Consider the following 25,272-nt stretch of genomic DNA (forward strand, 5'->3'; position numbering starts at 1 on the left):
AACGGGCGAGCGCGACTCTCCCCGGGGCCCTGCCGCAACAGGCGACCGGGTCGCCGCCGACAACGCCGTCTTCACCTCCGACACTGGAATGGCCATCGTGTGGCTCTCGCGATTCGTGGAGATGCGCGGTACGCGACGGCTCCTCGGCTCGTACAACCTCGGCTCCATAGCCAACGCCATGCCACACGCTTTCAAAGCGCAGTACCTCGACCGGCAACGCCAGGTGATCGCATTCTGCGGTGACGGTGGCCTGAGTATGCTTCTCGGCGACCTCATGACCCTCAAGACCGGCAATCTCCTTCGACAACCACCGCCTCGGCATGGTCAAGCTGGAGCAGGAACAGGCGGGACTGCCTGAGTTCGGCACTGTGCTGGACAACCCGGATTTCGCCGCGGTGGCCACCGCCATGGGCATCACCGGCATCCATGTCACGGACCCCGCCGAGCTCGCACTGACCCGGGCACCGCCAGCTCCGTCATCCCGTGCCAGGAGTTGCCGGCACCGCGGTGCACGCCCACACCATCGATGCCGGGGTGACGGCTGGGCCGACGAGGGGTCGTGCCCGTGGCCCCGGCGATCTCCTGATAGGAACGCCCGGAACCTCCCGCAACAGCCAGCATGCCCGCTGCTCGGGCGTCAGTCGCTTCAAAGCGGCGGCGAGCGCGATCAGCTGCTCGCTGACCTGTGCCGCCCTCTCCGGGGATCCAGCCCCCGCCGCGGATTCGCGACTGTCCAGGTCAGCCTCCGCGACGGGTCTGCGTGCCCGGATGATGTTCAGGCACCGGTTGGTCGTCGTCCGGTAGAGCCAGCCCACGTCAGGAACACCTCAGCGGTACATCGGCCCCTGATAGCGGCGTACCAGCACCTCGAAGGCGCGCATGTCCCCGTCACGGGCGCGGACCACCAAGGTGGCGTCATCCAGTACCACCTCCCGGGCGGGGGAGGCGGGCTGTGAACCGACACTGGCAGACGACGTCACCTGCACAACTTTCCTGCGCCAGGCATACTCTCGGGTCAATCCGGAATGCCGGCCGAACCTGCCACGCAGTAGAAGGACACAACAGCCGCGCCCTCGTCACGGCACATCAAGTATCTGCCGCATGCGGGGCCGCTGAGTGTTCGGTGCTGAAGCCAGTGACCGGCAACCGCGGATCCCAACCTCCGCAGAACGAGGCAGAGCCTCTCAAGATGCGGCTGACACGATTCGGGCGAGACTGGTGGCAAACAGGACCGGCATTGAGCGATGACTCTCGCGCCGAGACGACCGTGCCACGTGCCAAAATCGCCGGGCGCAGACCGGTCTGCCCGAAGGTAAATGAAATATCCATCGAGTTCGAAGAAGCGGGATGTGAGTGTCGTGGCCAAGGATGAGAAGGCCAAGGCCAAAGTGGAACAGGCCAAGGGCAAGGCGAAGGAGGCCGTCGGCCGCACGGTAGGTAACGAGGGTTTGACGACCAAGGGTCGCGCCGAAAAGGCAAAGGGTGACCTGCGTCAGGCAAAGGAGAAGACGAAGGACGCCTTCAAGCACTGAGCTTGATCTTTAACCTCGCTGCTGTTCAGGCGGAAGTGTTCGGTGAGGGTTTCGGCTCGTTTCACGGTCTTCCCGGGTTCGTGCCGTGGGCTGGCCCTGGTGGGTGCGGTCTTTCGAGCCGGGCCCGGGCCGGGTGGGTTTAGTTAGAGCTCGCGCAGATAGGCGGCGTGGGCAGCCCCGGCAACAAGGTGGGAACAGGTCCCGGTGATCATGGAGCTGCGACGCTCTGTGACCACTGGGGAGATCTGTGCCCGTCCTTCCATCGTGGCTGACCGACCCGCTCTGGGATCAATTCGCGGCACTGCTGCCCAAGCGCCCTGCGGTCGATCCGGCCCACCCGCTGGGTTGCCACCGCCGCCGTATCAGCGACCGGATCGTGTTCGACAAGCTGCTCCAGCTCCTGCGGTTCGGCTGCTCCTACCAGGCGATCTCCGACACGACCTGCTCGGCGACCACGATCCGCAACCGCCGCAACGAGTGGATCCGGCTCGGCGTCTTCGCCCGACTCAAACAGATCGCGCTTGAGTCCTACGACCGGATCGTCGGGCTCGTGCTCGACCAGATCGCCGTCGACGGCTCCATCACCAAGGCCCCCGGCGGCGGAGAAGCGGCCGGGCGCTCGCCGGTCGACCGCGGCAAACAGGGCCTGAAACGCTCCGGCATGACGGATGGCTATGGGATCCCGCTCGGCAGGGTCCTCGCCGGAGCGAACCGCCACGACTCTCCGCTGCTGGCTCCGACCCTGGACCTGCTGGTGGACCTGGGACCGCTGCCCGAGGCCATCACCGTGCACCTGGACGCCGGCTACGACTCGGACAAGACCCGCGCCGAACTCGCCGCGCGCAGTCTGCACGGCCGCATCGCGCACAAGGGCGAGAAGGTACCGATCCAGGCGAGCCAGCGGTGGCACGTCGAGCGCACCCACGCGTGGCAGAACGCCTTCTACCGGCTCGCCCGATGCTACGAACGCCGTGTCGCGGTCATCGACGCGTTCTTCGGCCTCGCCGATATGGCTTTGTCCACGAGTTGCGACGGCGGTTGTACACGGGTTTGGGAGTCGCCTGATTCCACGGTCGGGTGATGTTCACGAGTTTTGAAGGCAGTTGGGTCCTTGCAGGGACAGCATCGAGGTGTTCCTGGTGAAAGGGCCTGGTCATGCCGCGGATGTCGAAGGTCGAGCCCCGCCAAGGCCAGCTGACACACAACGGTTCCAGCCCGCTGGTCCTGCCGCCCTCACGGGCGGCAGGACAATCTACTCAGGCGGCCAAAGTGCCCTGATGGAAGTACATCCGCCAGCCCGTTTCCGTCAGGCGCCACAACGAGCTCCTCCGAGCCCGACGGCCCTCGTGGTCGGTGAAGAACGTCAGATGGACGAGCCCCGGAGCAAGGACGACCCCGGTCATCTCGCTGACCTTGACCGGAGACTCCGGAGTCACTGACCCGTCACCAGTCACGGAGAGCACCGAGTCCATGTTCCACCAGCGTCCAGAAGCCCCGATCTCGGTGAACTCCGGATCCAGAAGCTCCAGAACACGGGACGAGGAAGCACGCACCTCGGGATCGAGTAGGCGCATCTCCCCATCGATAGCTGCTTGCACGGCCCGCTCGTTCTCATCCGTCATGCCCGGACCCTACGGGCGCCGCTTCGCGGATCACAGTGAATTGTTGATCTGCTGCCCCGACAGCCAGGCCACGCCGTCATAACTCGTGAACATTCCGATTCGTTCACAGCAACCGATGCCTCCCAAACCGGTGTTGAAGTGCTGCCCGTTGTCGTGAACAAAGCCACCGATACGATCATCACCGTCCGTAGCCTGCTCCGCAGGGCGTGGACGACCCACCGCTGGGACAACCGTCCGAACCGCCGCCCATGAGCGAGTGCCGATCTACGCAGCGTCTAAGTGCAGCAGTTTGGGCATCTTGATGCCGACATGATCGGTACGTATGCCTGCCGACGTATCGGTACGGCCGCCACCGCCCCGGCGGACGTGTGCAGCACGTCGTCACGGCAGTAGAGCATATTCCCCCTATATGGGCGACGATCGGTATATGGATGACGATCGGTGCGGCTGGTGCGGAGCTTCACTGCCGGAGTCGGCAGGCCCGGGTCGGCGGTATTGCCGTCAGGCGCATCGGCAGGCGGCCTGGCGAGCCAGGCGTCGCTGGCAGGCGGCGGCGGAGGCGCGGCAGGCGCTGGTGTTCGCGGAAGCGGATCTCCTGACGCAGGTGCACGCCGCAGCCCAGCAGGCAAGCGACTCGCGCCCGGGGCGAGGAGCGGAGGGCTGCCATGTTGCCGCGGTGGCGGAGGTGCCCGGGTTGGCCGGGCAGCTGGTGCGCTCTGCGGTGCTGGCGGACCGACGAACCGGGGCGAGCTGGGCGCAGATCGGTGCTGGCCTGGGCATCAGCGCGGAGGCGGCCAGATGCCGCTTCAGGCGCCTGGAGGGATCCCTGCCTGGTGCCGCTCGGGAGGGTGAGAGCATGAGGGACCTTGCCGGCTTCCGCACTCGCACAGGCTCCGGCACGCATCTACTCTGCGCCGCTTTGGACCAGTTCATGCGGGAGACAGACGCTTCCGGGGGCCTGGTATACCTGCTGCCGCCGGGCGAGCGGGTGCTGCGGCTGGCGGTGCTGCGGGGGGTTCCCCGGCAGATCGCCGCGCACTGGACGCAGGTGCCGCTGGCGGCCCGCACCCCGGCGACCGACGCCGTGCGCGAGCGGCGTCTGGTGTGGATAGGCGGCCAGGAAGAGATGGCGCGGCACTACCCGCAGATGGCGCTCGCGCTGCCCTACCCCTTCTCGGCGGCCGCTGCCCCGATCACCACCGGCACCACCGTCTGGGGCGCCCTGGTGGTGCGGTGGCCCAGCTCGCATCCATCGCCGCTGACCCGACACGAACGCAACGCGGTCCGTACCTCCTGCCGCCGCCTGGGCCTTGTCCTGCGGCAGGCCGCCGACAGCGGCCACCCGATGCTGCCCGGGTCCGAGCCGCAGGTCCTGGCTCCCCTGCGTGCCCGCGCTCGCGGGCCGACCCAGGAGGCGGCAGCGGCGGACTTCGCCGAGCGCCTGCCCGGAGGATGCTGCACCTTGGACCTTGACGGCCGGATCACCTTCATCACAACCACCGCCGCCGACCTCCTCGGCGCCAGCGCCGTCGACCTGCTGGGCGTCCTGCCCCGGGAGGTCCTGCCGTGGCTGGACGACCCGGTCGTCGAAGACCGCTACCGGGCCGCGGTGCTCAGCCAGGAGGCCACTTCCTTCACCGTCCTGCGCCCACCGGACCGGTGGCTGTCCTTCCACCTGTACCCGGACGTCTGCGGCATCAGCGTCCGCATCGCCCCGGCCTCCCCGTCCCCTGCCTCGGAGACGTCAGAGGTTCTGCACCCCGCACCGTCGGCCGCACCGGGCCGGTCGACCGCCCACCACCTCCTGATGCACCTCGCCGCCACGCTGACCGAGGCTGTCGGGGTCATGGACGTGATCGCCCGGATCGATGACCTGGTCCCGACCGCCTTCGAGGCCCAAGCCCTCGCCCTGATGATCGCCGAGGAGGGCCGGCTGCGGATCATCGGTTACCGCGGCTACACCACCGAACTCATGGACCGCTTCGACGGCACCCCCCTGGCCTCCAACACCCCTGCCGTGCGTGTCCTGACCAGCGGCGTCCCCAGCTTCTACGCCACCTTCGAGGACCTCAAGCGCTCTCATCCCCCCGCCGTCCTGCAGGACGGCAAGGCCGCCTGGGCCTTCCTGCCCCTGATCACCTCCGGCCGCCCCGTCGGCTCGCTGGTCCTCGCGTACGACCGGCCGCATCCCTTCACGCCCGAGGAACGAGCTGTCCTCACCGCGACCGCCGGGCTGATCGCCCAGGCCCTGGACCGCGCCCGCCTCTACGACGCCAAACAGGCTCTCGCCCACAGCTTGCAAGCCAGCCTGCTGCCCCAAGCACTGCCCCGCGTCCCCGGCCTGGACGTGGCCACCCGCTACCTCCCCACCGCTCACGGCATCGACGTCGGCGGCGACTTCTACGACCTCATCCATCTCGACACCGACCTCGCCGCCGCAGCAATCGGCGACGTCCAAGGCCACAACGTGAACGCCGCCGCCCTCATGGGGCAGGTCCGCACCGCCGTCCACGCCACCGCCGGCGCATCGCCCGGCCAAGTCCTCGCCCGCACCAACCACCTGCTCACCGACCTCGACCCCGGCCTGTTCACCAGCTGCCTCTACGTCCAGCTCGACCTGGCACGCCACCGCGCCTGCCTGGCCACCGCCGGCCACCCGCCCCCACTCCTGCGCCACCCCGACCTACACACTGAGATCCTTCCGCTGACGCCCGGGCTCCTGCTCGGCATCGACCCCGCGGCCGACTACCCGGAGACCGACATCCCCCTACCGCCCGGAGCCGTGCTCGCCCTGTACACCGATGGACTCGTCGAAACCCCCGGCATCGACATCGAGGACGCCACCGCCGACCTCGCCGCCCAGCTCGCACAGGCCCAGGGCCAGACCCTGGACGCCCTCGCCGACACCCTCATCCACCACGCCCAACGGTCCGCCCCCCGCAACGACGACATCGCCCTGCTCCTCATCCGGCCTCAACAACACGGCCGCTGACACCAAAGGCCCGCCCGGCTCGGCGGGGCTCCAGTCTCCGCCCCGCCGACACCGCCGGGCTCGGTGAAGCATGCCTCCCTTTCCGAGCCCACCGCCGATCGGAGCCGGTGGAAGGCGTTCTGCCAGACGTGCGCGATCTGTTTGAGTCGGGCGAAGACGCCGAGCCGGATCCACTCGTTGCGGCGGTTGCGGATCGTGGTCGCCGAGCAGGTCGTGTCGGAGATCGCCTGGTAGGAGCAGCCGAACCGCAGGAGCTGGAGCAGCTTGTCGAACACGATCCGGTCGCTGATACGGCGGCGGTGGCAACCCAGCGGGTGGGCCGGATCGACCGCAGGGCGCTTGGGCAGCAGTGCCGCGAATTGATCCCAGAGCGGGTCGGTCAGCCACGATGGAAGGACGGGCACAGATCTCCCCAGTGGTCACAGAGCGTCGCAGCTCCATGATCATCGGGACCTGTTCCCACCTTGTTGCCGGGGCTGCCCGCGCCGCCTATCTGCGCGAGCTCTTAGTTGCACGGCGGTGGGACGGGTGGGAGGCTGTCGCACGACCCCTGCCCGGTGAAGATCAAGAGCGATTCGTTGTTCGCTTGTGGATCTCCATGCCGAGCCGGCAGCCGAAGCGCACACCGTCAACGCCGAAGGTCACCGGTGAGAGGCCGCCCACGGCGAGAACCTCGACCTGCGCAGGCGCCTGGCCCGCTACGAGGCCGATTGACCAGGCGACACACGGCTCTGGCGTCAGCTCAGCGATGTACTCCAGCCGTCTCTCGCAGTGACTGGCAGTGGTAGGCGCCGCTCCTCGCATTCTCCACCCCTTGGTAACAGCGCTCCGTCACTAACGGAACATATGGCTCCCGCACTCCATACGGCGTAGCTACGGTCATCCCTCCATGAACCACACTCGGGGGGATGTATGTCTCAGAGCCAGCAGCCACCGTGGGGTCAACCGCCCCAGCCGCCCAGCAACAACCCCTACACCACGCCCGCTCCCCCACAGCGCCGTCCGAAGTGGATACGGAAGCGAGTCCTGATCCCGGCCTGCGTCATCTTGTTCTTCGTCGGCGTAGGGATTGGCAGTGCGGATGATCCCGCGAAGACCCAGAAAACTGCCAGCGCGCAACCGGTCCCTTCCGCCACGGTTACGGCAACAGCGACCGTGACCGCTAGTCCAGCACCTGTCGAGGCGGTGACCGCAAGCCCGGAACCAGTGCCGACCGTCACCAAGACGAAGACCGTCAAAGTGACCGTCGCCCCCAAAGTCCAGGACGATGGCACGTCCGGCGGATCAGGTTCAGGCGGGAGCAACAGCAGCGCGTACTACGCCAACTGCGATGCTGTCCGCGCAGCCGGCGCCGCACCCATCCACGCCGGGGACCCCGGCTATGGACGCCATCTCGACCGGGACGGCGACGGGGTCGGTTGTGAATAGTGGTGCTGCGGCAGTGAGCGGTCTTGTCTGTGTCATGCGGGGCTGCCGTCGGGGTGGTGGTTGATCCACGCGAGGCCCCCGATGTCGAGACGGTGGCGGGCTCGTGTGACCGCTACGTAGGCGAGCCGGGCTTCGCTGTCGTCGATAGGCCTGGGGAGGGGTTGGCCCTTGTCGTCGTGCTCGTCGCTGTCCGGAGGCGGGGTGAAGTCGTCAGCGATTCGTACACGCGCCCATTCGCGCCCTTTTGCTTTGTGTGCGGTGGAGACGGTCACCTCTGCTGTGTGTTCGTCGTCGAGCTGGTCGATGGCTCGGAGGATGGTGGTGGTGCCGTGGGTGTCGACGAGGTCGACGAGTGGCTGGAGGTCGCCGCCGGCCGGGTCGTGGCCGGCGTAGTCCTGCAGTTCGCCCCAGGTCGGGAAGAGGACGAGCTCGGGGTGGGAGGTGCGGCGGCCCTCTTTGAGGTCGTTGGCGGCCCGGGCCAAGGCCCGCAGCGCTTCCCCTCCGCCGACCAGAGCTACGCGGTGGCCTGTTTCCAGTAGTTGCATGACTTCGCGCATGGCGCCCACGTTGGTGCGGCATAGAACGGCATCGGGGGCCTCGACGGGCCCAAGCTCGGTGGGGATCGCGTCGGTTCCTTCCAGGCGCAGGGGTGCGTCGGCGATGGTGAGCCAGCGGTTGGCTTCGGCTGCGAGGTGAGGGCCGAAGCGGAAGGACTTGGACAGGGTGAGTTGTGTGGCGTGGAAGGTGGTCATGACGTCGCGTGCTCCGCGCCATTGGTAGATGGCTTGTGCGGAGTCTCCGACCATGACCAGCTGGGCGTGGCTGCGCTGGTTGAGGAAGATTTCTTCGACGATGGGGTTGGTGTCCTGTGCTTCGTCGAGGAGGAGGAAGTCGGTGTTGATTTTGGGTTGGGTGAGGGCCCAGATCTTGAGGTAGTGGTCGTGGTCGAAGCGGACGGCTCCGTCGTCTGTGTGCTGTAGGTCGGTCCAGGCTCGGCGGGCGAAGGGCACGATGTGTTTGGTGAGTTGGGTGTGCAGGTCGGGGTCTTCGAGGCCGCGTAGGCGGGGTACGTGGCGGTGAGTGATGGTGGGGTCGGCGGTGTGGCAGAAGCTGGTGACGGTGCGCAGAGTGGCGTAGGAGAGGGCCTTGGGTGACAGGTCGCGTTCGCCAATGCGGATGGTTTTGGTGATGCCGAGGGCTTGGCCTGTCTGCCAGGCAGGGCGTCTGGGGGCGTTCAGGCGCCGGGCGTAGTGGTGGCCGGTGGCCGCGTAGGCCAGGGCGTGGGCGGTTTTGCAGGTGACGGTGGAAGGGAAGCGGGCAGCGGCGTCCTTGGCGATGGCTCTGTTGTAGGCGAGGTAGCGGCCGCGGCGGCGGGTGTGGTGGGCGAGAAAGGCGAGAGTGCTGGTCTTGCCGGTGCCAGCGCCCGCCTGGAGGGCCAGGTGGTTGCCGGCATGGAAGACGTCGGCGGCAGCGGTCTGTTCGTCGGTGGGATTCAGCTTCAGCACCCTGGTACTCCGTCGATGTGTGGGGGCGTGGTGCGCTTGTTTGCGGCAACGGTCAGCTATCGCTGTGGGGTGATGTGGGCAGTCGTGCCGGGGCGACGTCGAGCCTGTGGGCGTTTTCTGCTGCGGCGCGTACCAGCGCCGGGGTCACGGTGTGGCGAGGTAGATATCGGGCCCTTGGCCGGCTCGTGCTGCGGCGCGCTCGACGGCGGTGTAGTCGCCGGGGGGAAGGCGACTTTGGCCTGTCGGCTTCCGGTGACACCCTGCGGCATGGGCCGGGAAGGACCGCCGCAGTGAAGTTCGGCTGCGCGTGGCCGTATGCGGTTCTCATGCCCGCGCCTGGGTGCGGTGGCGGGCTGTGGTGGGCAGCCGGTTGTGGATGTGCTGGTGGTGCAGCAGTGGGTCGAAGGGTTCCCAGTTGCAGAATGCGAGGTCGGCTGCGCCTGGGGCGGCGGCGTGATGGAGGCAGCGTTGGTGGCGCCAGCGCAACTGTTCCGTGTAGGTGAGGTGGGTGAGGTCGTAGACGGCCATCAGGCCGTCGGGGAGGGCCAGTTGTCTGCGTCCAGTGGTGGCGGGGACGAGTGTCCAAGTTCCGGCCGGTGCGCCAGGGCTGAGGACGGGGTAGGTGCAGCGGTGGCGTCGTCGGGTCTGGGCTACGCACTGGATGGTGTCCATGGGCTGGGCGGCAAGGTAGCGGGTGTGGAGGGCCAGGACGATGGGCCGGGCCGGGCGGCAGGGCCCCTGGGCGGTTGCTGGTGAGGCTGTGTCCGGTGTGGGTGGGGTGAGGGTGCCTGTGTCGAGGAGTCGGCGGGTGTGCAGGGCGACGTGGCGGCGCAGTGCGGCAACCTGCGGGCTGAGCGGGGTGGGGGCGTTTCGTGCGGGGCACAGGGCGAGGTGGGGGATGCGGCACCAGGGGGTGCCGTCGTCGGCGGGGTGAGCGATGCCGGAGCTGACGTGCCAGCGGCTGGCGGCCGGAACGGTGGTGGCGTCGAGTTCCTGCGGGTGGAGGCTCACGGGGCGGTTGTCGGGGCGGGTGTACCAGTCGATGCGGTTGCCGCAGTCGTGGCAGCGGCTGGACTGGGCGCTGCGTACGAGGCGGGTGGGGCTGTCGGGGGCGGCGCGCAGGGCCCGCTGGCGGTGGTGGGGGCGGTTGGGGGTTCCGTCCCATCGGCGGCCGGATGAGGCAGTGGAGGACATGGCCGTGAAGGTGACAGGCGCCGCGCCGTGGCTGCGGTGAGCGTGCCGGGTTGTCCTGCGGATGGCTCAATACGGCGGGACTGATGTGCGGTTTCCCGTAAGGCAGTTCCCGTCGGTGACTGGATCGGGTGATCCTCGACAGCAGGGCTGGTGGTGCTATTCGGCAGACTCGGCGGGAGGTTCGTGTCCTTCGCAGAGGGTGGCGAAGAGGTGGTCGACGGGGACTTCGAGGGCGTGGGCGAGGGCGTGCCAGGTCTTGAGGGATCCGATGGTGCGGCCCTGCTCGATTTCGATGAGGGTGCGTCTGGCCAGGCCGGTGCGGCGGGCGAGTTCGTCGTAGGTCCAGCCGCGTTCGCTCCTCAGCCGCGCGAGCTCCAGGCGGAGGGCGGTGAGGTTCGGGTCGGGCGGGAAGGTTGTCACTCCCCCATCCGAAGGTGCAGACCCCTGCCCTGTCAGTGCAGACCTCTGCCCTATTTCTGCAGGTGGCCGCCCCACACGAAGGGCAGAGGTCTGCACTACGGTGTGCCGTCGACACCCCTCCCCTCACCACAACTCCCAGGGGCGGGTCGGCTCCCGACTGAAGGCAGGAGGAACGGGCGCCCCATGAGGCTGTGTACCCTGCGCCCACAGGTACGGCGCACCTGGACCGTGGAACTACGCCCGCAGCAGGGCAAAACCGTGCTCTATTGCGCCTTGTGCGCACCACACGGTCACGCTCTGGCAGCGTCTGCGGCCCGGCCTGCGGTCCTGGCGCACCTGGCCCACCACGCGCGGCGCGATGTGCTGCCCCTGCACCTGCGTACCTGCCAGTGCCATGAACGCGGGTGCCGGTGGCATCCGCGCCACCGGGGTTGCGCCGGCCCCGTCCTGCTCGTCCTCACGCGTGAACGCGGCGGTCGTCTCTGGCGTCTGGCCGACGTTTGCGCCGCCTGCTCGGGCGCCACCCCGAGCAGCGCCGTCGTCCCCGACACCGCCGTCGCATCAACCTCAGCGAGACCCGATGCCGGCCCCGGTTCCGCTTGGGCAAAGCGTGCCAGGCTGCCCAGTGGCGCCGCTCCGGCGGTTCGTGTCCGCGACATGCTCAGCTATCTCGCGGCCGCGCTTCCCCCGGAGATGAGCGCCGAGGGCCGACTCCTCGCCCTGCAGTGCGCACTGCGCAGCAACACATCCGGACAGGTGCATCTGCTGGCCGGACTGCTCCGCGGCATGCGCCTGGCCCGAACCCTCGCCCCCTGGGACGAGCTGGAGGACGCCCGCTGGCTGCGCCGTCTGACGCATCCCACAGAACAGACGGGGCACAGAACTGCCGCCGCGCAACTGCTCGATGCGACCGTCCTCACCCAGGAACCCGCCCGGCACGACCGTCACCGGGCTGCCGACTGGGCTCTGCGTGCGGTCTCCCGGCCACGACTGTGCGCCTTGCCGGCCGCAGACCGTCTGACCGCACTGGTGCTCGTCACGCACTACTCCCCCGGCGCCGGGCGGACCAGCATGGAAGCAGATCGCCTGACCCGTACCTGCGGACTCGACCGGAACATGCTGACCCCGACGCTCGACCGCCTCGTGTCCGTGAACGCCGTCGGAGCATGGACGTTCGAACCGATCACGGAAGACGTGTCCTGGGACCCGCCTCATACTCGTCTCGTTTGGTGAAGTGAGGATTACATGCCGCGGTCAGGCCCGTGGTAGGGCTGCGTGCGTTCACCCGGTGACATGGGCAGATGCTCCAGTTTGACGGGGCCGGGGTAGAACGCTGAGCTGTTGGGGCCGGTCATGTCGTCACCGATGAGGTAGCGGTGAAGCCACTCGGCGAATGGCGTCCTGTGCTCTGCCCACCAGCCGTCTCCGTCGGCAATGATCAGCCGTTCTCCTTGTCCGCCCGGCTCAGCGAGGAAAACGGTTTCCCCACGATCAGTGGATGCAAGGGGCCACAGCCCGTTCGGTGTTCCAAAGGTCAACTCCTCCAAGCCGAAGAGTTCCCGAGGGTCTTCGTCCGGATCGAGGTCAAGTTCGTCCCAGTCGACATCGGAGAAGGCTCGGATCGTGTCTTGGATCCACTGGCCAAGATTCCAACGGTGGGTCGCGGGGTGAGACAAGTAGAGATGCCCGTTCAGCTTGATCGGGGCATACGCATCGATGATCGACTTGTAGTCGGCCGGAAGCTTCAGGCCCAGCTCACCCTCCAGACGGGGCCATGCAGCGGGATCGGCGTAGCGGTTCTCGGGTGTACCAATCATGTTGATGACGACCTGGAGGTAGTCGGTCATGGCACCTCATGTGTCGAAAGTCAGACTTGATGCCGGTGGCAGCAACCCAGGATCGCTCATGCATGGACGGGGCAGGTGGCCGGGGACGCTCTGCGGATCAGTCGACGACACGCCAGGGCCAACGATCGGGGAGGAATGGAGGTCGCCTCACAAGGGTCTGAGCACGCCCTCGGGATCGGCGGACGCCTCCTCAGCGAACTCCTCAAAATCCATGTTCGCGATCGACAGATTCGCGTGGACGTCGTGGACGGCGGCCGGAGCAGTACGGAACTCACGGGGCTGCGGGGAGTCGATGAGTTCCTGGTAGTACATCGGGTCGAGATCCTCGTCCTCGGACCAGACATCGCAGGCCAGAAGCGCGCAGTCGGCGGAGCGCATGGTCACGCGGTCGGCGACGAACACCACGCTCAGGTTCTCGTCCCGTCTCACGGCGGTGAGGACCTCATCGGGGGTGGCGTCGGCCCAGGCCGGATCGTCGATGAGGTGGACGTGGGCCTCGAACTCCCCCTTCTCGCCCCATGACTGCGTCAGACCCGTCGCCACCGCCTGCCATGTGGTTTCGTCGTTGTAGTCGGTCCTGATGATCAGGGCAGCAAATTCATCACGTCCGACAATTTCAGGCAATACGCGCATGTGCCCCTCCCCAGACCACGATTAGGGGACCGACTGTCTCACGAAGCACTGACACGGCCTTCGCTCGGGGACTCTGCCATTCACGGCGCCGCACAGCAGACTGATCCGCGAACGACAGCACCGGCAGCGTCAACACCGTCCGCAGCACCCTCGACCGCCTCGTCGCTCCTCCCGCGCCGACCGCGTGAACCTCGCGACCAGCCGGATTCGCGCACTGTGGCCTGGCCTGGTGAGTCACAAATTCGACCGAGCACTCCTAGCGGATGTCCAGGACCTTTCCGGGATGTCCGTCGCGCCCCGCATCGTGGCGGGCTGATAGTCAGCTGGTGGCGGGCGAACGCTGACGAAGCTCCCTGTGCCGATGGCAGACCCCCGCCGACGCACTGCCGCCTCGCGTCGGGACAGCCGAAGCTCGGGCGTGATCCGTGGGCGCCTCCGCCGGATGGATATGGGATGCGCAAAAAGCCCGCACACCATTGGTGTGCGGGCAAAAGAAAGAGAGGGGCAGTGGCCACAATGCGGCGAGTGCCCCTTCAAGTCCGAGCAGAGGCTATCAAGAATGCCGCCGCACCGCTGCTCAAAACAGGGTTCGACCACATCACCCGCGCTACCAGCGCCGAGGCTCGGCCTGGCAAATCTTCAGCGACAGGCGGCGGCAATACCGCCGCACCCTGGAGGTCCTCGGTCTCGGTTCCCGAACGAGGTGTCTCGTGGTGGGGCTCACTCCGGGGCAGAGGGCTGGTTGCGGATCCATCGCATGTCGAGGGCCTCGAGGGCCTCGCGTTGTTCTTGTGTGAGTTGGTGAGGGCGGCGGCGCTTGTCGGCGAGCCAGTCCGCGAGGTGGAGGGAGCTACCAGGGCAGGTGTAGTTGTACGGCACGTCGAGGTGTTGGTGGCTGCGCCAGAAGGTGCGTGCTGCTCGTAGTCCTCTGGCGAAGGCCCATTCTGCGGAGCCGCGTGGACGCCGCAGGAGTAGGGCCAGGGGGTGGTTGAGGTGGAGGGCGCCGAGGAGGTTGTGCTGATCGCTGTGAAGCCGGGGAAGGGCGTCGATCTGGTCGTCGAGCCAGCGCGTGAGCGGCGGGTCGTCGCTGTCGGGGCGGAGGTCGGGAAAGGTGAGTTCTCCGCGGCGGGCGGCTGCCAGGGCTTGGGCGTAGGTGCGGTGCCACTGCCATTGGCCGGGCCAGTGGGCGTTCCACCATGGGTAGATTTCGTTGAGGGCGCGTTGGTAGCAGTAGGGAAGGGTGCGCCGGCGGGCTTCTCGTCGGCGGTCTGCGATCCAGCGGCCGAGGTGGATTCCGCCGAAGCTTTCATTGGTGCGTGGGGCGAGGTGGCCGTGGCGGGCTTTGTAGTCGCGTGCGACTTGCAGCTTGTATTCGATGCTTTCGCGGGGGTGTTCCCAGGTCATGCCGAGGATGTCGAGCTGGTCGATGCGTTCTTTTAGCAACATGTTGTTCAGGCGCATGGAGCGTTGACGGCCGATCCACCAGCCGAGGTAGAAGCGGTCGGATCCCAGGTAGCGGCTGGGGACGTCGAGGTGGCCGTGTGTGTCGTGGAAGCGCTGGGCGCTTTCGAAGCCGAACTGCCAGATGCGGTTGGGGGCTTCGGCGGCTTTCAGTCCGAGCAGAGGGATGATCTCGTCGGCCCGTTCGGGGCGGGCGGCTGGTCCCAGGATCTTGGGTTCTTCCGGGATCCGTGCCCATTCGACGCGGTGGAAGACGTGTTCGTCGTAGACGCTCAGGCCGATGAGCACCCGGCAGAGCAGATCGAACGCTGTGCGTTTCGCTCCTTCGCTCAGGTCTTGGCCAGGGGCGATGTAGACGGGGATGACGATGGTGGAGATCTTGCCGTCGCCAGGTGTCTGGCGCAGGGCGCGGCCTACGGCCTGGACGATGGCGAGGGAGCTTTCCTTGGGGTCGGCGAAGACGATGGAGTCGATGGCGGGGACATCGATACCTTCGGCCAGGCAGCGGCAGTTGGTCAGGACTGATCGCCGTGGCGCGGTGCGCATTGTGTCCCCGGCAAGTGGGGTGGCAGCGAAGGCCTCGAGAGCCTGGCGCCGGTCGAACGGGCGCTGCTTGGAGTTGACCGTGCCGACCTGCAGGGGTGCTTGCATGCCGGGGGGCATCAGTGCGGCCGTCTCGTGGAGGGTTTCGGCGAACATGTCGGCGGCCGCCACAAGGCGGTGGAAGGTCAGCGTTCGCCTGAGGTCGTAGGTGTGCTGGGAGTACAGCAGCGCTACCTGAGCGGCGGCGACTCTGAGGCCTTCGGCTCCGGCTGACGTGAGCGAGGACTGGTTCAGGACGCCTCGTAGGTCGTCGTCGCTGATCTCGACTGCGACGATGCGGTAGTCCGCGAGCAGCCCTTGGTCGATCGATTCGGCCAGCGAGATGCGGTAGACGACGGGTCCGTGCAGGCTCGGATCGTCCATCGAGGCGATCTCACAATCGATGGGATGATTTCGGTCAGCTTCCTCGTCGAAGACCCGTGGGGTGGCTGTCATGTAGAGGCGGTGGCGGGCGGGCAGGGTGGCGTTGTCGTGCACGACGCCCCAGTCCTTGCCCAGTTTCCCGGCGGTGCGGTGGGCTTCGTCTGCGATCAGGATGTCCCACGGCGGCAGGTGGAAGTACTGGTGAGCTTTGGCAAGGTTGTTCAGCGACTGGTACGTGCAAAAGACGTTCACCGCCCCGCCTGACAGGGCCGCGTAACGGGCCAGCTCGCCCGGGTCATCGACCATGGTCAGAATGCCGGTCAGCGAGCGGTCCTGGGGGTAGTCACGCGAGCAGTAGCCGAGGTAGACGCCTTGGCGCCCTTCACGGCGCCAGACCGCGGCCGTCTGTTCGAGGAGGTCCAGGGACGGCATCACCACCAGGGCACTGCCGTGTGGCGCGGTCTCCTGGGCGGTGTTGAGGCCTACGAAGGTCTTTCCGGTGCCGGTAGCCATGGTGACGGTCACGCGGGGCGCACCAGCGGCAAAGTTGGTGACGCAGGCGTCGAGGGCGAGTTCCTGGTGGCCCCGCAGCTGTGTTCTGAGGCCATTACTCGTCAGTGTGGCCACGGAGCCCTCCCAGTGCGTGTCGCCATTTCCGGATCAAGCGTGGAGCGGGCGTCGCTGCGAATGTCGAGGCATCGTGAGCCGGTTCACCCGAAGGAGTGGATGGGCCTTGACCGGGCCGGGTGGTGGCTGCTGACCATGGAAGACGGCCCGCAGGTAGCGGCGAGGGAGGGGTGGCAGACGGTGCTGCACGTTCCAGGCTTGTACGGTCCGCTTCATCCGCTGCCGCTTCAGGTACGGCACTTGGCCGGCGAGTCGACGGGTTCGTTCGTGAACCGGCTCGCCCACCGCAACGCGCTGGGCCTGGCTGACTTCCTTGACCGCATGGGTCAGGGCAAGGCGTCTGCTGATCCGTCGCGGGTAGAGAAGTACCCGCAGTACACAGAAATGTACGTGAACCGGGCAGGACTTGAGTACCTGGCCGTGCTGGCCGGAGAGCCGGCTTCGGTGCTGCAGCGTGTGCTGCTGGGGCTAGCCGAGCGTCACCTGCTGCCCGACGGTGAAGAAGCGGTGTGGAAGTGGCCGTGGCAGCCGTTCGAGGGGCATCTGGCGCGCTGCTGCCCCGTCTGTGCGCAAGCCCGCGGGGTCGACGAGCCGGCCTGGTTGATGACACCGGACAGCTGGAGCATCTGCGTGCGGCATCTGCGGTGGAGTGATGACTCCCGAGCCCATCCAGATGCTGGAATCCGGCTAAGGGCATTGCCCGAAGTCGTCGCCGGGCACGAGGTGCGTGTGCGCTTGGCCCGTCGGTTCGGGAGGGCGGGTGAGGAGTTGTTCGCCGACGCGTTCCTGGTTGCGGCGCACTGGTGGGCGTCGATGCCCCATGTGCTGCGGTGGGTGCAGCGAGCATGGACCACGGGTCTTGACGCACGTGACGTGCGGGTCATGCCGCTGGTGGTCTACGCAGAAGCGGCAGAGCTGGCGCGTCTCATGCTCCGCTTCGAGCAGTCTCCTGTGCGTGACAGGCCCGCACGGTCCCGCTGGCTCGGTCAGGTCGGAGATCTGATGGAGACCTGGGACCTGGACATCCAGAAGGGCACAGTGCCGCTGCTGGAATGGCTGGAGCGCCACCGGATGCCTGCGCCCAGGGCACCGGAGGATGCCAAGACAGCGCAGGGCGTCAGCAGCAGAAGGAGGCGGCTGGTGCTTGCTCTGGGGCACAACCGGCTGGTGACGGGGGTCGGTTCGCTGGAGCAGCGTTCGTGTCTGCCCTGGCAGCCTGGCACTTCTGTCAGCGGGCTGTAGCCATGGTCGTGTTCGGCACGGAAACCCGGCACGTTTTTTGCCTGGCCCCGTTGCCGCTGGTCGAAGGGCCGCGTCTGCGACCGCTGCCAAGGGACTTCGAGATGGAATGCCGTGCTGGCTCAGGGGACTTACCGATTGCGGGGGCACGTGAGTGACGTTTGGGGCTGCTATCTCAATGAGTTTGGAGAGCTAGCCTGGGCGCGGCCAGAAGGGCTTGCCGGGGTGCCGCTGGAGGAACGGCAGCCGCCGTCGACACCTGTGGCATATCACGACCGGCAGGGAAAGATCACCGACTGGTCGTCGGCCACCACTGGCGTCCACGTCGTGTGCGGGTCGCTGCGCCGTAAGGCTGTGGCGCTCGAGCTCGACTTCGACCCGAACATTGTCTGGTTCAGCGGTGAGCCGGTGGAGCTGCAGTGGACGAACGGCCGTCGCAAGAACCGGTGGCGCCCGGACTTCATGGCACGCACCGCCAGCGGTGAACGTGTTGCAGTCCCCGTGCGACCGGAGCAACCCGGTCCTCAGTGGCATGAACGGCTCGCGGTCCTTGATGAAGTCGCCGAACAGGCCCAGTGGCAGGTGAACGTCGTCGACGTGCCTCATGGGGTGCGAGCGGCCAACCTGGAATGGGCGGCCGACTACCGGCAGCTGGTGCCCGTCGACGCGTGGGAGGTAGAGGCAGTCCTTGCTGCCTTCCAGCGTCCGCAGCGGGTGCGCGAGGGCGCACTGGCCAGTGGGGTACCGGAGCTTGCTGCGCTGGATCTGGTCTACCGGCTGATCTGGCAGCGTCGCCTGCAGATCCACTGGGACCAGCCCCTGCTGCCGACCGCCCTGGCCTGGGTCGCGCCGGAGACGGCATGAACGCATCGGTGGAACGCTTCGAGCCGGACAAGGTTGTCGTCGGCGGTCACGTTCGCTGGAAGGGTGACCTGTACATGGTGATCGCCTTGAAAGGGTCCTTGATCACCCTGCTGTCGGCTAGCTCGCCCGTTCCAGTGGATGTGTTGTACACGCTGGTGGTCGGAGCACCGGATTTCGCCGTCCTGGACGGCACGGGTCAGCCCGTCGAACCGGCCAGGGTGCCGTCGCTGAGTGAGGTGCTTGAGTCCGCCACGCCGCCCCAGCGTAAGGAAGCCCTGAAGTGGCACCGCCACATGAAAGAACTCGACACGGGTCTGCGGCCCGGTCTGCGCGCACCCCGCCCAGGTTACGACCCCGAGACGACCACTCTTGCCGATCGGTACGCGATCAAGTCTGCGGAACTTGCCGCTGCGGATGTCCAGGTCAGTGCCAGCACGCTGGAGGACATGCGACTGCAATGGAAACGGGCGTTTGAGAACCCGATGGTTCTCCTGCCCCGCAAGGGTGGAAAGGCCCCTGGGGGCCGGACCGATCCCCGGGTTATCGCTCTCATGCACGAGGTGGTACGTCGGCTGGCCAAAGAGTCCGTCGGTGACATCAAACGCGCCTACGAGGATCTCCTGGACCTCGTGCACGAGCGCTACGCGAAGGAACTGAAGGACCCGGATGAATGCCGGCGCCTGCTGCCGGCCCAGTCCACCTTCTACAAGAGGATGAAGGAAACCGGGCTCACCGAGGTTCTGCTGTCCGCCACCCGTCAACGCAGTCGCCTCGCGAGTAAACCTCCTGCCCCCTACCATCCGTCGTTCGCTCTTCGGCCGGGCCAGGTGGTGCAGATCGACACCTCCCCGCTGAAGATCAAAGCCATCGGCGACGACGGGGCAGTCATCTCAGCCGAGCTGACCAGCGCCATCGACGTGGCATCCCGCTCCAACGCCGCCATCATGATCGTGCCGGCCCTCACCGGAGACGGCCGACCGGGCAAGCGGATCGGCGGGCGGGCCACCAAGGCGTTCGACCTCGTGCTCCTGCTGGCGCAGTGCTTCGCTCCCCTGACCACACGCCCCGGCTGGGACCCGCTGATGGCCGCGGCCGTATCCGCGCTGCCCTTTGAAAAGCTCCGTGCAGCAGATCCCCGCTTCACCGAGGCCACCGCCGCCCGTCCGGTCATCCACCCGCGGACGATCATCATCGACCAGGGCAGTCCGTATCTGAGCGACCACTTCAAAGCGGTCTGCGACCAGCTGCGCATCAGCATCGAGTACGCCCGCAAGAAACACCCCACCGACAAACCCATCGAGGAACGCTTCTTTCGGACACTGGGTAGTAGCTTCAGCCAGTACGTCAAGGGGTGGGCCGGCCGCAGCCACGACAAGCGGGGCCAGGGCATCGAACGGCAGCAGCTGTACACCATCAACCAGCTGCAGGAGATGGCCGAACAATGGGTGGCTCTGGACTACCAGCAGACCCCACATAAGGGGTTGCGTAGCCCCTTCACTCCCGGACTCGTGCTGTCTCCCAACGAGATGTACGCCCACATGGTCGCAGGCGCCGGGTACCGGCCCGTCCCTCTCACCCGCGACGACATCCGCAGGATGCTCGTCCCCGCGTGGGTCACCGTCACCGACAAGGGGGTCCAGATCGAGAACCGCACCTACCAGAACAAGAACCGCAAGCTGCAGCTTCTGGAAGGACTAGACTCCGGGCTCGTCCACTGCGACGGCAGATGGGAAGCCCGCTACAACCCTTACCACCCAGAGTTCGCGTGGCTGTGGGACCACCGCCCGCCCGGGACCTGGATCCCCCTGGAGTTCGTTCACCGCCATCTCCTGACCAATCCGTGGACGCAGTACCTGTGGGAGGACATCACCGCAGCACTCACGGAGGAGTGCCGCAAGGTCGACGAAGTCGCCGTCGCCATGGCCATTCGCGAGCGGCGGCGGCGTACGCGCAAAGGCCCGACGCGAGCTCAGCTCGCTGAGCCGGTCGTCCCGTTCCAAGGGGCGCCGCTTCCCGCCCTCGACGATCCCAAGGAGGACACCTACGCGAACATCACCGTCGACCTGGACGCCATCACCGCATACCCCTCCCTCCCCGTCCCGGGACGCCCGCGGCCGACGACCGCTGAGACCGCACCAGCCGCCCCCGACGCCGACAAGCACCCGCATCTTCCTGCCCAGCGTCCTGACCAGCTCTCCGGCGACGAAGAGAGCGCCGCGCCGTGACCGCAGCGCTGCCGCCGACCCTGCCCTAGGAGAATCCTGTGAAAGCAGCCACCGTGTCGCGTGCCGCCGCACGGACCAATCGCGAGAAACGCATCCTCATCGAGGCACAGGCCGCCCCGATGCGCCCCCAGTGGGTATTCACCCGCACCGGCTGGGACCGGTACGTGCACGAGCATCTGGAGCCGCCCGACCTGCAGGACTGCGCACCACCGGGCACACCGGTCGCAGACGACGATCCTCGCCTGGTCTACAACAGCCATTTGCGGCTCGTGGCTTACCCCGCCTTCGATACCGCACTGCTCAAGGCACACCGTGTTCTGTGGGCCAACCGGAACCGGCGGGACGGGTTTTTGGACATGAGCATCGACGGCCCTGCAGGCACCGGCAAGAGCCTCCTGCTCCGGGAGATCGGGCGGTCCTACCAGCAGTCCATCGAGAAGCACTACACCGGCCGGATCCCCGTCATCCATATCCTCGCGCCGCAGGACACCGACAGCCTGGTGAACTGGGTATGGGAAATCGCCCGGTTCCTCGCGCTGGCTCCCGAACCCAAGAACGAGGAGGAGATGCTGCAGCCGCGGCGCGTCAGCGATCTGTCCGGGCCGGTGCAGCATGTTCTGGAACGCTCCCAGACGGGCCTCCTGCTCATCGACGACATCCAGCGGGTCACAACCGACCAGCTCGCACCCGTCCTGCACTACTTCGACTACCTGCGCAATCGGCTCGGAATCTCGACGGTCTTCTGCGGCACCGGAGCGCAGCAGATCGTGCATTCCGCCCGGATCAAAGCCGACGACCACGGCACGGTGGAAAGCGCGCTACGGCAGCGGCTGCCCGGCGAGAAAGACGAGGGGAGGGCAACGCTCATGCCTGGTGTAACGCCCGGCCGTCTACCGGTGACCTGGGTCGACCCGCTTCCCTTCCACCAGGGAGACCAGATCACCTGGCCACGGGTTCTTCGGGGCTTCGAGCAGGATCTGCGGCTGCACCGCCTGAGCGAGAATGCTCTGGTCTCCCAGGCCTCCAACCTGCACCAGCGCACCGGCGGCTACCTCAAACTCGCGTCTCAGCTCATCTGCCAGGCAGCTGTCGCCGCGATCGAGGAAGACATCGAGGACATCACCCCTGGCCTCATTGCGAGCATCGATATGGGCGGCTGAGCCGACCCTCCACCGGTGGTATCTGGCCAGCCAGCAGGGGATCTCGCTCATGGACGGCTGCCGGCCCGCGCGGGGCACCCTCCTTCAACACATCGCCCGGCACCATGCCCCGCCGGCTACGAAAACCAGACCGCGGGGCACAGCCCGTTGTGATGTCCCTTCACTCGTCGTCTCCCTCCCCGAAGGAGTGCTGGGGGCCACTTGGGGGCCAAAGACCAGTGGTGACCCCAAGTCCGCCATCGCAGGGGCTAAGTGCGTTGTGGCAAACCGGATCTCGTTCGAGGTGTGCGGCAGCGGGGTGATCATCTGGATGGAGGTTCGGATGCGGCCGCGGGCATGAAAGAACGGGCCCCTTGGTAGTGAAGCGGTTACGACACCCAGCACGACCAAGGAAGCCCGTTGCCAGATCAGTTGAGCAGTATCTCTGTGCCGGCGTCCACCACGGTCACCCCTGGGTGTGACTGTTACGTGCACCGGTTCGGTTCGATCGCTCCCGGGCGGCGGGCAGGCTGCTATCCGAGTGACATGACGGATGCGGAGTGGGCCCAGGTCCGCTCCGTGATACCGGTGCCGGCCTGGCTCCTCAAGCAGGGCGGGCGTCCGGAGGCGTACTGCCACCGCGAGATGCTTGACGCGGTGCGCTACCTCGTCGACAACGGCGTGAAGTGGATGGCTTTGCCGGTCGACTTCCCGTATTGGCGGGCGGTGTACGACTTCTTCCGCCGTTGGCGGTCCTACGATTACGTGCGTGAACTGCATGAACGCCTGCGCCGCACGGCGAGGGAGCGTTCAGGCCGCAACGCCGAGCCCAGTGCGGGGATCATCGACAGTCAGTCGGTGGATGCCTCCGAGACCGTCGGTGAGGACAGTCGCGGATACGACGGCGGTAAATCACGCGACGGACGCAAGCGTCACATCCTGACCGACACCGAGGGCCTGCTCCTGGAGGTCACCGTGACCACGGCCGATGTGCACGACTCCAAGGCCGCTCCCGCGCTGCTGGAGGAATTCATGGACGAGCCGGGCCGGCTGCTGAAACTGGTGTGGGTCGACAGTGCCTACCAGGGCCCGGCGCTGGCGAAAGCGTTCGCCCGCCACGGAGTCCGGATCGAGGTCGTGCGCCGATCCGACGGACAACGCGGATTCGTCGTACTGGCCCGCAGGTGGGTGGTGGAGCGAACGCTGAGCTGGCTCTCCCGCTCACGCCGCCTCAACCGCGACCACGAACGCCGCCCCGATCACCACCAGCAAATGGTGTGGTGGGCAGCCACGATCAGGCTGTCGCGCCAGATGGCCGGCGACGCCCCGCGCTGGCCGGAGAAGCGTCCCGACCGACGGCCCCGGACACGAGCGTGAACCGTCCGTCCTTCGCCCGCACCAGCCAGCCCCGCTTCTCCAGCGCGTAGGCACGGTGACGGATCTTCTCCACCTCGTTCTTGATCTCCGCATCCCGGCCCACCATGCGCGTCAACTCCACCCCGCTCACCGGCCCCGACGCGGCCACCACCGCGGCGAACACCTCCCGATACAGGCCGCTGAGCACCGCCTCACCCATGCCCGACCGCCACACCGGCGGCCGCTCGGCATACCCCGCGCCGGAGCCGCTCGATCCCCCAGCGGCAGTCACCTCACCACCAGATGGCACGGAAACCGGCGTATTCACCGCGTTCTCCTCGGCCAGCACCAACACGAGTTCCTCACGCCCTACGCGGGCTCGCTCGACTCGCTCCCGCGCGGCATTCACCTCCGCCTGAGCCTGCTCCAAGACCTCCGTCCACGATTCCAGATCCTGCCTCGCCCGCGCCTCACGCCGTTCCATCAAACCCAGCACCGACGGCATCGCACCCTCCTCGATCATCAACAAGCCGTCTGCTGCCTGCCCCTACCCCTCCACGATCATGCCCCGCACACGAAGAAGCCCCTGCTCATCGAACAGGGACTCCCTTTGCCACAACGCACTAAGCGCCCGGGCGCCGAAGCCCATCCAGGAACGCCAGGCGCCAAGAGATTGGGCCGTCGTCAACCACCTCGAGGAGGTTAGGCGGGCTCGGTGCCGAGCGTCGGAATCGGCAGGACGCCGAACAGCACTGTGACGCGCTGAACAGCCGTGATGCCTGGTGATGGGCATCCCCGGCGGACGCGCTCCCCCACTGTGGATCCCGTTGGAACAGTTCTGCGTGGGTGGGAGGAATTCCGTGTCTGGAGCGCGCGATGAGGCGGAAGTGGCCGTGTATGCCCTGGCGGAGGGAAAGCTCAGCTCCAGGGGTGCCGAGATGTTCGTGGAAGTGCAGCGGGCTGACGGAAAGGCGGCGGCGCTGTGTGCAGTCGCCGGAGGTTTGTTGGCTGTCGCGGGTGCTGCGCTGTCAGTTCCAGCCGATGGGGCACGCCCGCCGACGGTGGTGTTGGCGTGTTCATGCGTTCTCCTCGGTTCGGCGCTGATAGCGGCTCTGCTCGCCATCCGTCCTGTGTTGCCTGACGGCCGTTCCCTGACTGGCTTGGAAGGGATCTGTACCGGGTCGACGGCCGAAGACGCGCTGGCAGGGTTTCAGGCCCTGGACCAGTCAGATCGCGTGCGGGTTGAGGCAGACCGTTTGTCGCTGTTGGCCGGCCTTGCCTGCAAAAAGTTCCGGGCGATCAAAGCGTCTGTGGATCTGATCGTCGCAGCGATCCTCGTGGCCGGAATTGGGCTGTTGATCACCTATATTGCCTCTTGAGAACATCCTCTCTGTGATGGCCGCCACATTCCAGGGGGGATATGTACCAGCCACATGTAAGCGTCATCGGCGAACCGCTGTGGTCGAAGCTGCGTGATCTGGCTCCTGAACGGTTACGGCCGGCGAGAAGCACGCTCCTGCGCCAGGGAGATCCGGGAACGCAGGTGATCCTGCTGGCCTCCGGGTCAACTCTGGTCACCTTGGCAGGAGCGCACGGTCAACGGACCCTGCTGGCCGTGCGAGGCGCCGGGGAACTACTGGGCGAGCTGGCGGTTTTGGATGCGCAGCCGCGCACGGCTTCGGTCATAGCCGCCGAGCAGTGCCGCGTGCACATAATTCCGGCCCCCGACTTTGTGGCGTTCGTCAAACTGCACGACCTCTTGGCTCCACTGCTGCGTCACGCTATTGCCCGTGTCCGCGAAGCGGAGACAGTCAGACTCGAGCTTGCGACCGCGTCCGTCCCCGTACGGCTGGCCGCTGCACTGGGCCGGTTGATGCATGCGGCGTCAACCACCGGCTCTCCGCACGTGGTGCGGCTGACCCAGACAGAGCTGTCCCAGCTCATAGGCGCGTCCCGCAACGCCGTGGGCTCCGCCATCAAGCCATGGCGGGAGGAGAGATGGCTCGACACCGAGGCAGGCGGCGGCCTGCTCATCCGCGACATGGCCTCCATCCGGGCACACGCCGATAGCCAGAGGTGACGGAGCACACCGTGGTGGTGCCCAGCACTGGGCACCACCACGAAGAAAGCCCGGCCAGCATGGGGCACTCATCCCAACCCCTGCTGCCAAAAGGCTGGTGACACCATGAAAGCAACCGAGGCGCCCGAGGAATTCGACGTAC

The 25,272-nt window shown here is 67.0% G+C and carries 20 protein-coding genes and 4 pseudogenes; 14 read left to right on the forward strand and 10 right to left on the reverse strand.

Annotation, left to right across the window (positions count from 1 at the left end; translation table 11 throughout):
* Nucleotides 1-19: 19 nt before the first annotated feature.
* Nucleotides 20-452: pseudogene (locus ACNPQM_RS27775) on the forward strand (thiamine pyrophosphate-dependent enzyme); the annotation flags it as partial.
* 375 nt (nt 453-827) lie between these two features.
* On the opposite strand, the gene ACNPQM_RS27780 reads toward ACNPQM_RS27775, so the two are convergent.
* Nucleotides 828-980: a hypothetical protein gene (locus ACNPQM_RS27780; RefSeq protein WP_358862139.1), complete on the reverse strand. Its 153-nt coding sequence runs from the start codon at nt 978-980 to the stop codon at nt 828-830.
* A 378-nt stretch (nt 981-1,358) separates the two neighbouring features.
* Here ACNPQM_RS27780 and ACNPQM_RS27785 point away from each other — a divergent pair, with 378 nt between their 5' ends.
* A complete protein-coding gene (locus ACNPQM_RS27785; protein ID WP_358862135.1) occupies nt 1,359-1,532 on the forward strand; it encodes a CsbD family protein in 174 nt (57 codons plus the stop codon).
* Between the two features lie 247 nt (nt 1,533-1,779).
* Nucleotides 1,780-2,550, forward strand: a pseudogene (locus tag ACNPQM_RS27790) (IS5 family transposase); the annotation flags it as partial.
* A 238-nt stretch (nt 2,551-2,788) separates the two neighbouring features.
* Here the strand turns inward: ACNPQM_RS27790 and ACNPQM_RS27795 are convergent.
* A complete protein-coding gene (locus ACNPQM_RS27795) occupies nt 2,789-3,154 on the reverse strand; it encodes a DUF4440 domain-containing protein (RefSeq protein ID WP_358862121.1) in 366 nt (121 codons plus the stop codon).
* A gap of 165 nt (nt 3,155-3,319) precedes the next feature.
* On the opposite strand from ACNPQM_RS27795, the pseudogene ACNPQM_RS27800 reads away from it, so the two are divergent.
* Nucleotides 3,320-3,406 (forward strand): annotated as a pseudogene (locus tag ACNPQM_RS27800) (IS5/IS1182 family transposase); the annotation flags it as partial.
* 604 nt (nt 3,407-4,010) lie between these two features.
* Complete coding sequence (locus ACNPQM_RS27805) at nt 4,011-6,146, forward strand: SpoIIE family protein phosphatase (protein ID WP_418086121.1); 2,136 nt, start codon at nt 4,011-4,013, stop codon at nt 6,144-6,146.
* A gap of 134 nt (nt 6,147-6,280) precedes the next feature.
* Here the strand turns inward: ACNPQM_RS27805 and ACNPQM_RS27810 are convergent.
* Nucleotides 6,281-6,550: pseudogene (locus ACNPQM_RS27810) on the reverse strand (transposase); the annotation flags it as partial.
* A gap of 781 nt (nt 6,551-7,331) precedes the next feature.
* On the opposite strand from ACNPQM_RS27810, the gene ACNPQM_RS27815 reads away from it, so the two are divergent.
* Nucleotides 7,332-7,574 (forward strand): excalibur calcium-binding domain-containing protein, encoded by a 243-nt coding sequence (locus tag ACNPQM_RS27815; protein WP_418086122.1) that lies wholly within the window; start codon nt 7,332-7,334, stop codon nt 7,572-7,574.
* A gap of 32 nt (nt 7,575-7,606) precedes the next feature.
* On the opposite strand, the gene ACNPQM_RS27820 is transcribed toward ACNPQM_RS27815, so the two are convergent.
* From ACNPQM_RS27820 to ACNPQM_RS27830, 3 genes are all read right to left on the reverse strand, one after another.
* A complete protein-coding gene (locus ACNPQM_RS27820) occupies nt 7,607-9,070 on the reverse strand; it encodes a UvrD-helicase domain-containing protein (protein ID WP_418086144.1) in 1,464 nt (487 codons plus the stop codon).
* Between the two features lie 333 nt (nt 9,071-9,403).
* Nucleotides 9,404-10,273 carry a DUF6083 domain-containing protein gene (locus ACNPQM_RS27825; protein ID WP_418086123.1) on the reverse strand — a complete coding sequence of 290 codons (870 nt, stop codon included), beginning with the start codon at nt 10,271-10,273 and terminating at the stop codon, nt 9,404-9,406.
* 156 nt (nt 10,274-10,429) lie between these two features.
* On the reverse strand, nt 10,430-10,693 hold the full coding sequence (locus ACNPQM_RS27830) for a helix-turn-helix transcriptional regulator (protein WP_358862117.1): 264 nt from the start codon (nt 10,691-10,693) through the stop codon (nt 10,430-10,432).
* A 657-nt stretch (nt 10,694-11,350) separates the two neighbouring features.
* Between ACNPQM_RS27830 and ACNPQM_RS27835 the strand changes: the two genes are divergently transcribed.
* Nucleotides 11,351-11,926, forward strand: a complete 576-nt coding sequence (locus tag ACNPQM_RS27835; RefSeq protein WP_418086124.1) for a hypothetical protein — start codon at nt 11,351-11,353, stop codon at nt 11,924-11,926.
* An 8-nt stretch (nt 11,927-11,934) separates the two neighbouring features.
* Here ACNPQM_RS27835 and ACNPQM_RS27840 read toward each other — a convergent pair whose 3' ends face one another.
* The 3 genes from ACNPQM_RS27840 to ACNPQM_RS27850 form a co-directional block, all read right to left on the reverse strand.
* A complete protein-coding gene (locus tag ACNPQM_RS27840) occupies nt 11,935-12,540 on the reverse strand; it encodes an SMI1/KNR4 family protein (protein ID WP_418086125.1) in 606 nt (201 codons plus the stop codon).
* A gap of 147 nt (nt 12,541-12,687) precedes the next feature.
* Nucleotides 12,688-13,173, reverse strand: coding sequence for a DUF6924 domain-containing protein (locus tag ACNPQM_RS27845; protein ID WP_418086126.1), 486 nt, complete (start codon nt 13,171-13,173; stop codon nt 12,688-12,690).
* Nucleotides 13,174-13,893: 720 nt separating this feature from the next.
* Complete coding sequence (locus ACNPQM_RS27850; protein ID WP_418086127.1) at nt 13,894-16,227, reverse strand: Helicase associated domain protein; 2,334 nt, start codon at nt 16,225-16,227, stop codon at nt 13,894-13,896.
* Here ACNPQM_RS27850 and ACNPQM_RS27855 point away from each other — a divergent pair.
* The 5 genes from ACNPQM_RS27855 (at nt 16,180) to ACNPQM_RS27875 (ending at nt 23,071) form a co-directional block, all read left to right on the forward strand.
* Nucleotides 16,180-17,469, forward strand: coding sequence for a TniQ family protein (locus ACNPQM_RS27855; protein WP_418086128.1), 1,290 nt, complete (start codon nt 16,180-16,182; stop codon nt 17,467-17,469). The genes ACNPQM_RS27850 and ACNPQM_RS27855 overlap by 48 nt on opposite strands.
* Nucleotides 17,470-17,691: 222 nt before the next feature.
* Entirely contained in the window at nt 17,692-18,330 is a 639-nt protein-coding gene (locus ACNPQM_RS27860) for a TnsA-like heteromeric transposase endonuclease subunit (protein WP_418086129.1), read from the forward strand.
* Complete coding sequence (locus ACNPQM_RS27865; RefSeq protein ID WP_418086130.1) at nt 18,327-20,555, forward strand: transposase; 2,229 nt, start codon at nt 18,327-18,329, stop codon at nt 20,553-20,555. Before ACNPQM_RS27860 ends, ACNPQM_RS27865 begins: the two co-directional genes overlap by 4 nt.
* A 164-nt stretch (nt 20,556-20,719) precedes the next feature.
* Nucleotides 20,720-21,715, forward strand: coding sequence for an ATP-binding protein (locus ACNPQM_RS27870; RefSeq protein ID WP_418086131.1), 996 nt, complete (start codon nt 20,720-20,722; stop codon nt 21,713-21,715).
* 525 nt (nt 21,716-22,240) lie between these two features.
* Nucleotides 22,241-23,071, forward strand: coding sequence for an IS5 family transposase (locus tag ACNPQM_RS27875; protein ID WP_418086132.1), 831 nt, complete (start codon nt 22,241-22,243; stop codon nt 23,069-23,071).
* Here ACNPQM_RS27875 and ACNPQM_RS27880 read toward each other — a convergent pair.
* Entirely contained in the window at nt 22,989-23,573 is a 585-nt protein-coding gene (locus ACNPQM_RS27880; RefSeq protein ID WP_418086145.1) for a hypothetical protein, read from the reverse strand. The genes ACNPQM_RS27875 and ACNPQM_RS27880 overlap by 83 nt on opposite strands.
* A gap of 337 nt (nt 23,574-23,910) precedes the next feature.
* Between ACNPQM_RS27880 and ACNPQM_RS27885 the strand changes: the two genes are divergently transcribed.
* Both ACNPQM_RS27885 and ACNPQM_RS27890 read left to right on the forward strand, forming a co-directional pair.
* Nucleotides 23,911-24,429, forward strand: a complete 519-nt coding sequence (locus ACNPQM_RS27885; RefSeq protein WP_418086133.1) for a Pycsar system effector family protein — start codon at nt 23,911-23,913, stop codon at nt 24,427-24,429.
* A gap of 41 nt (nt 24,430-24,470) precedes the next feature.
* Nucleotides 24,471-25,130: a Crp/Fnr family transcriptional regulator gene (locus tag ACNPQM_RS27890; RefSeq protein ID WP_418086134.1), complete on the forward strand. Its 660-nt coding sequence runs from the start codon at nt 24,471-24,473 to the stop codon at nt 25,128-25,130.
* The last annotated feature ends 142 nt before the right edge of the window (nt 25,131-25,272 follow it).

Source organism: Streptomyces sp. NPDC056231 (genome assembly GCF_048270745.1).
Classification (GTDB): Bacteria; Actinomycetota; Actinomycetes; order Streptomycetales; family Streptomycetaceae; genus Streptomyces.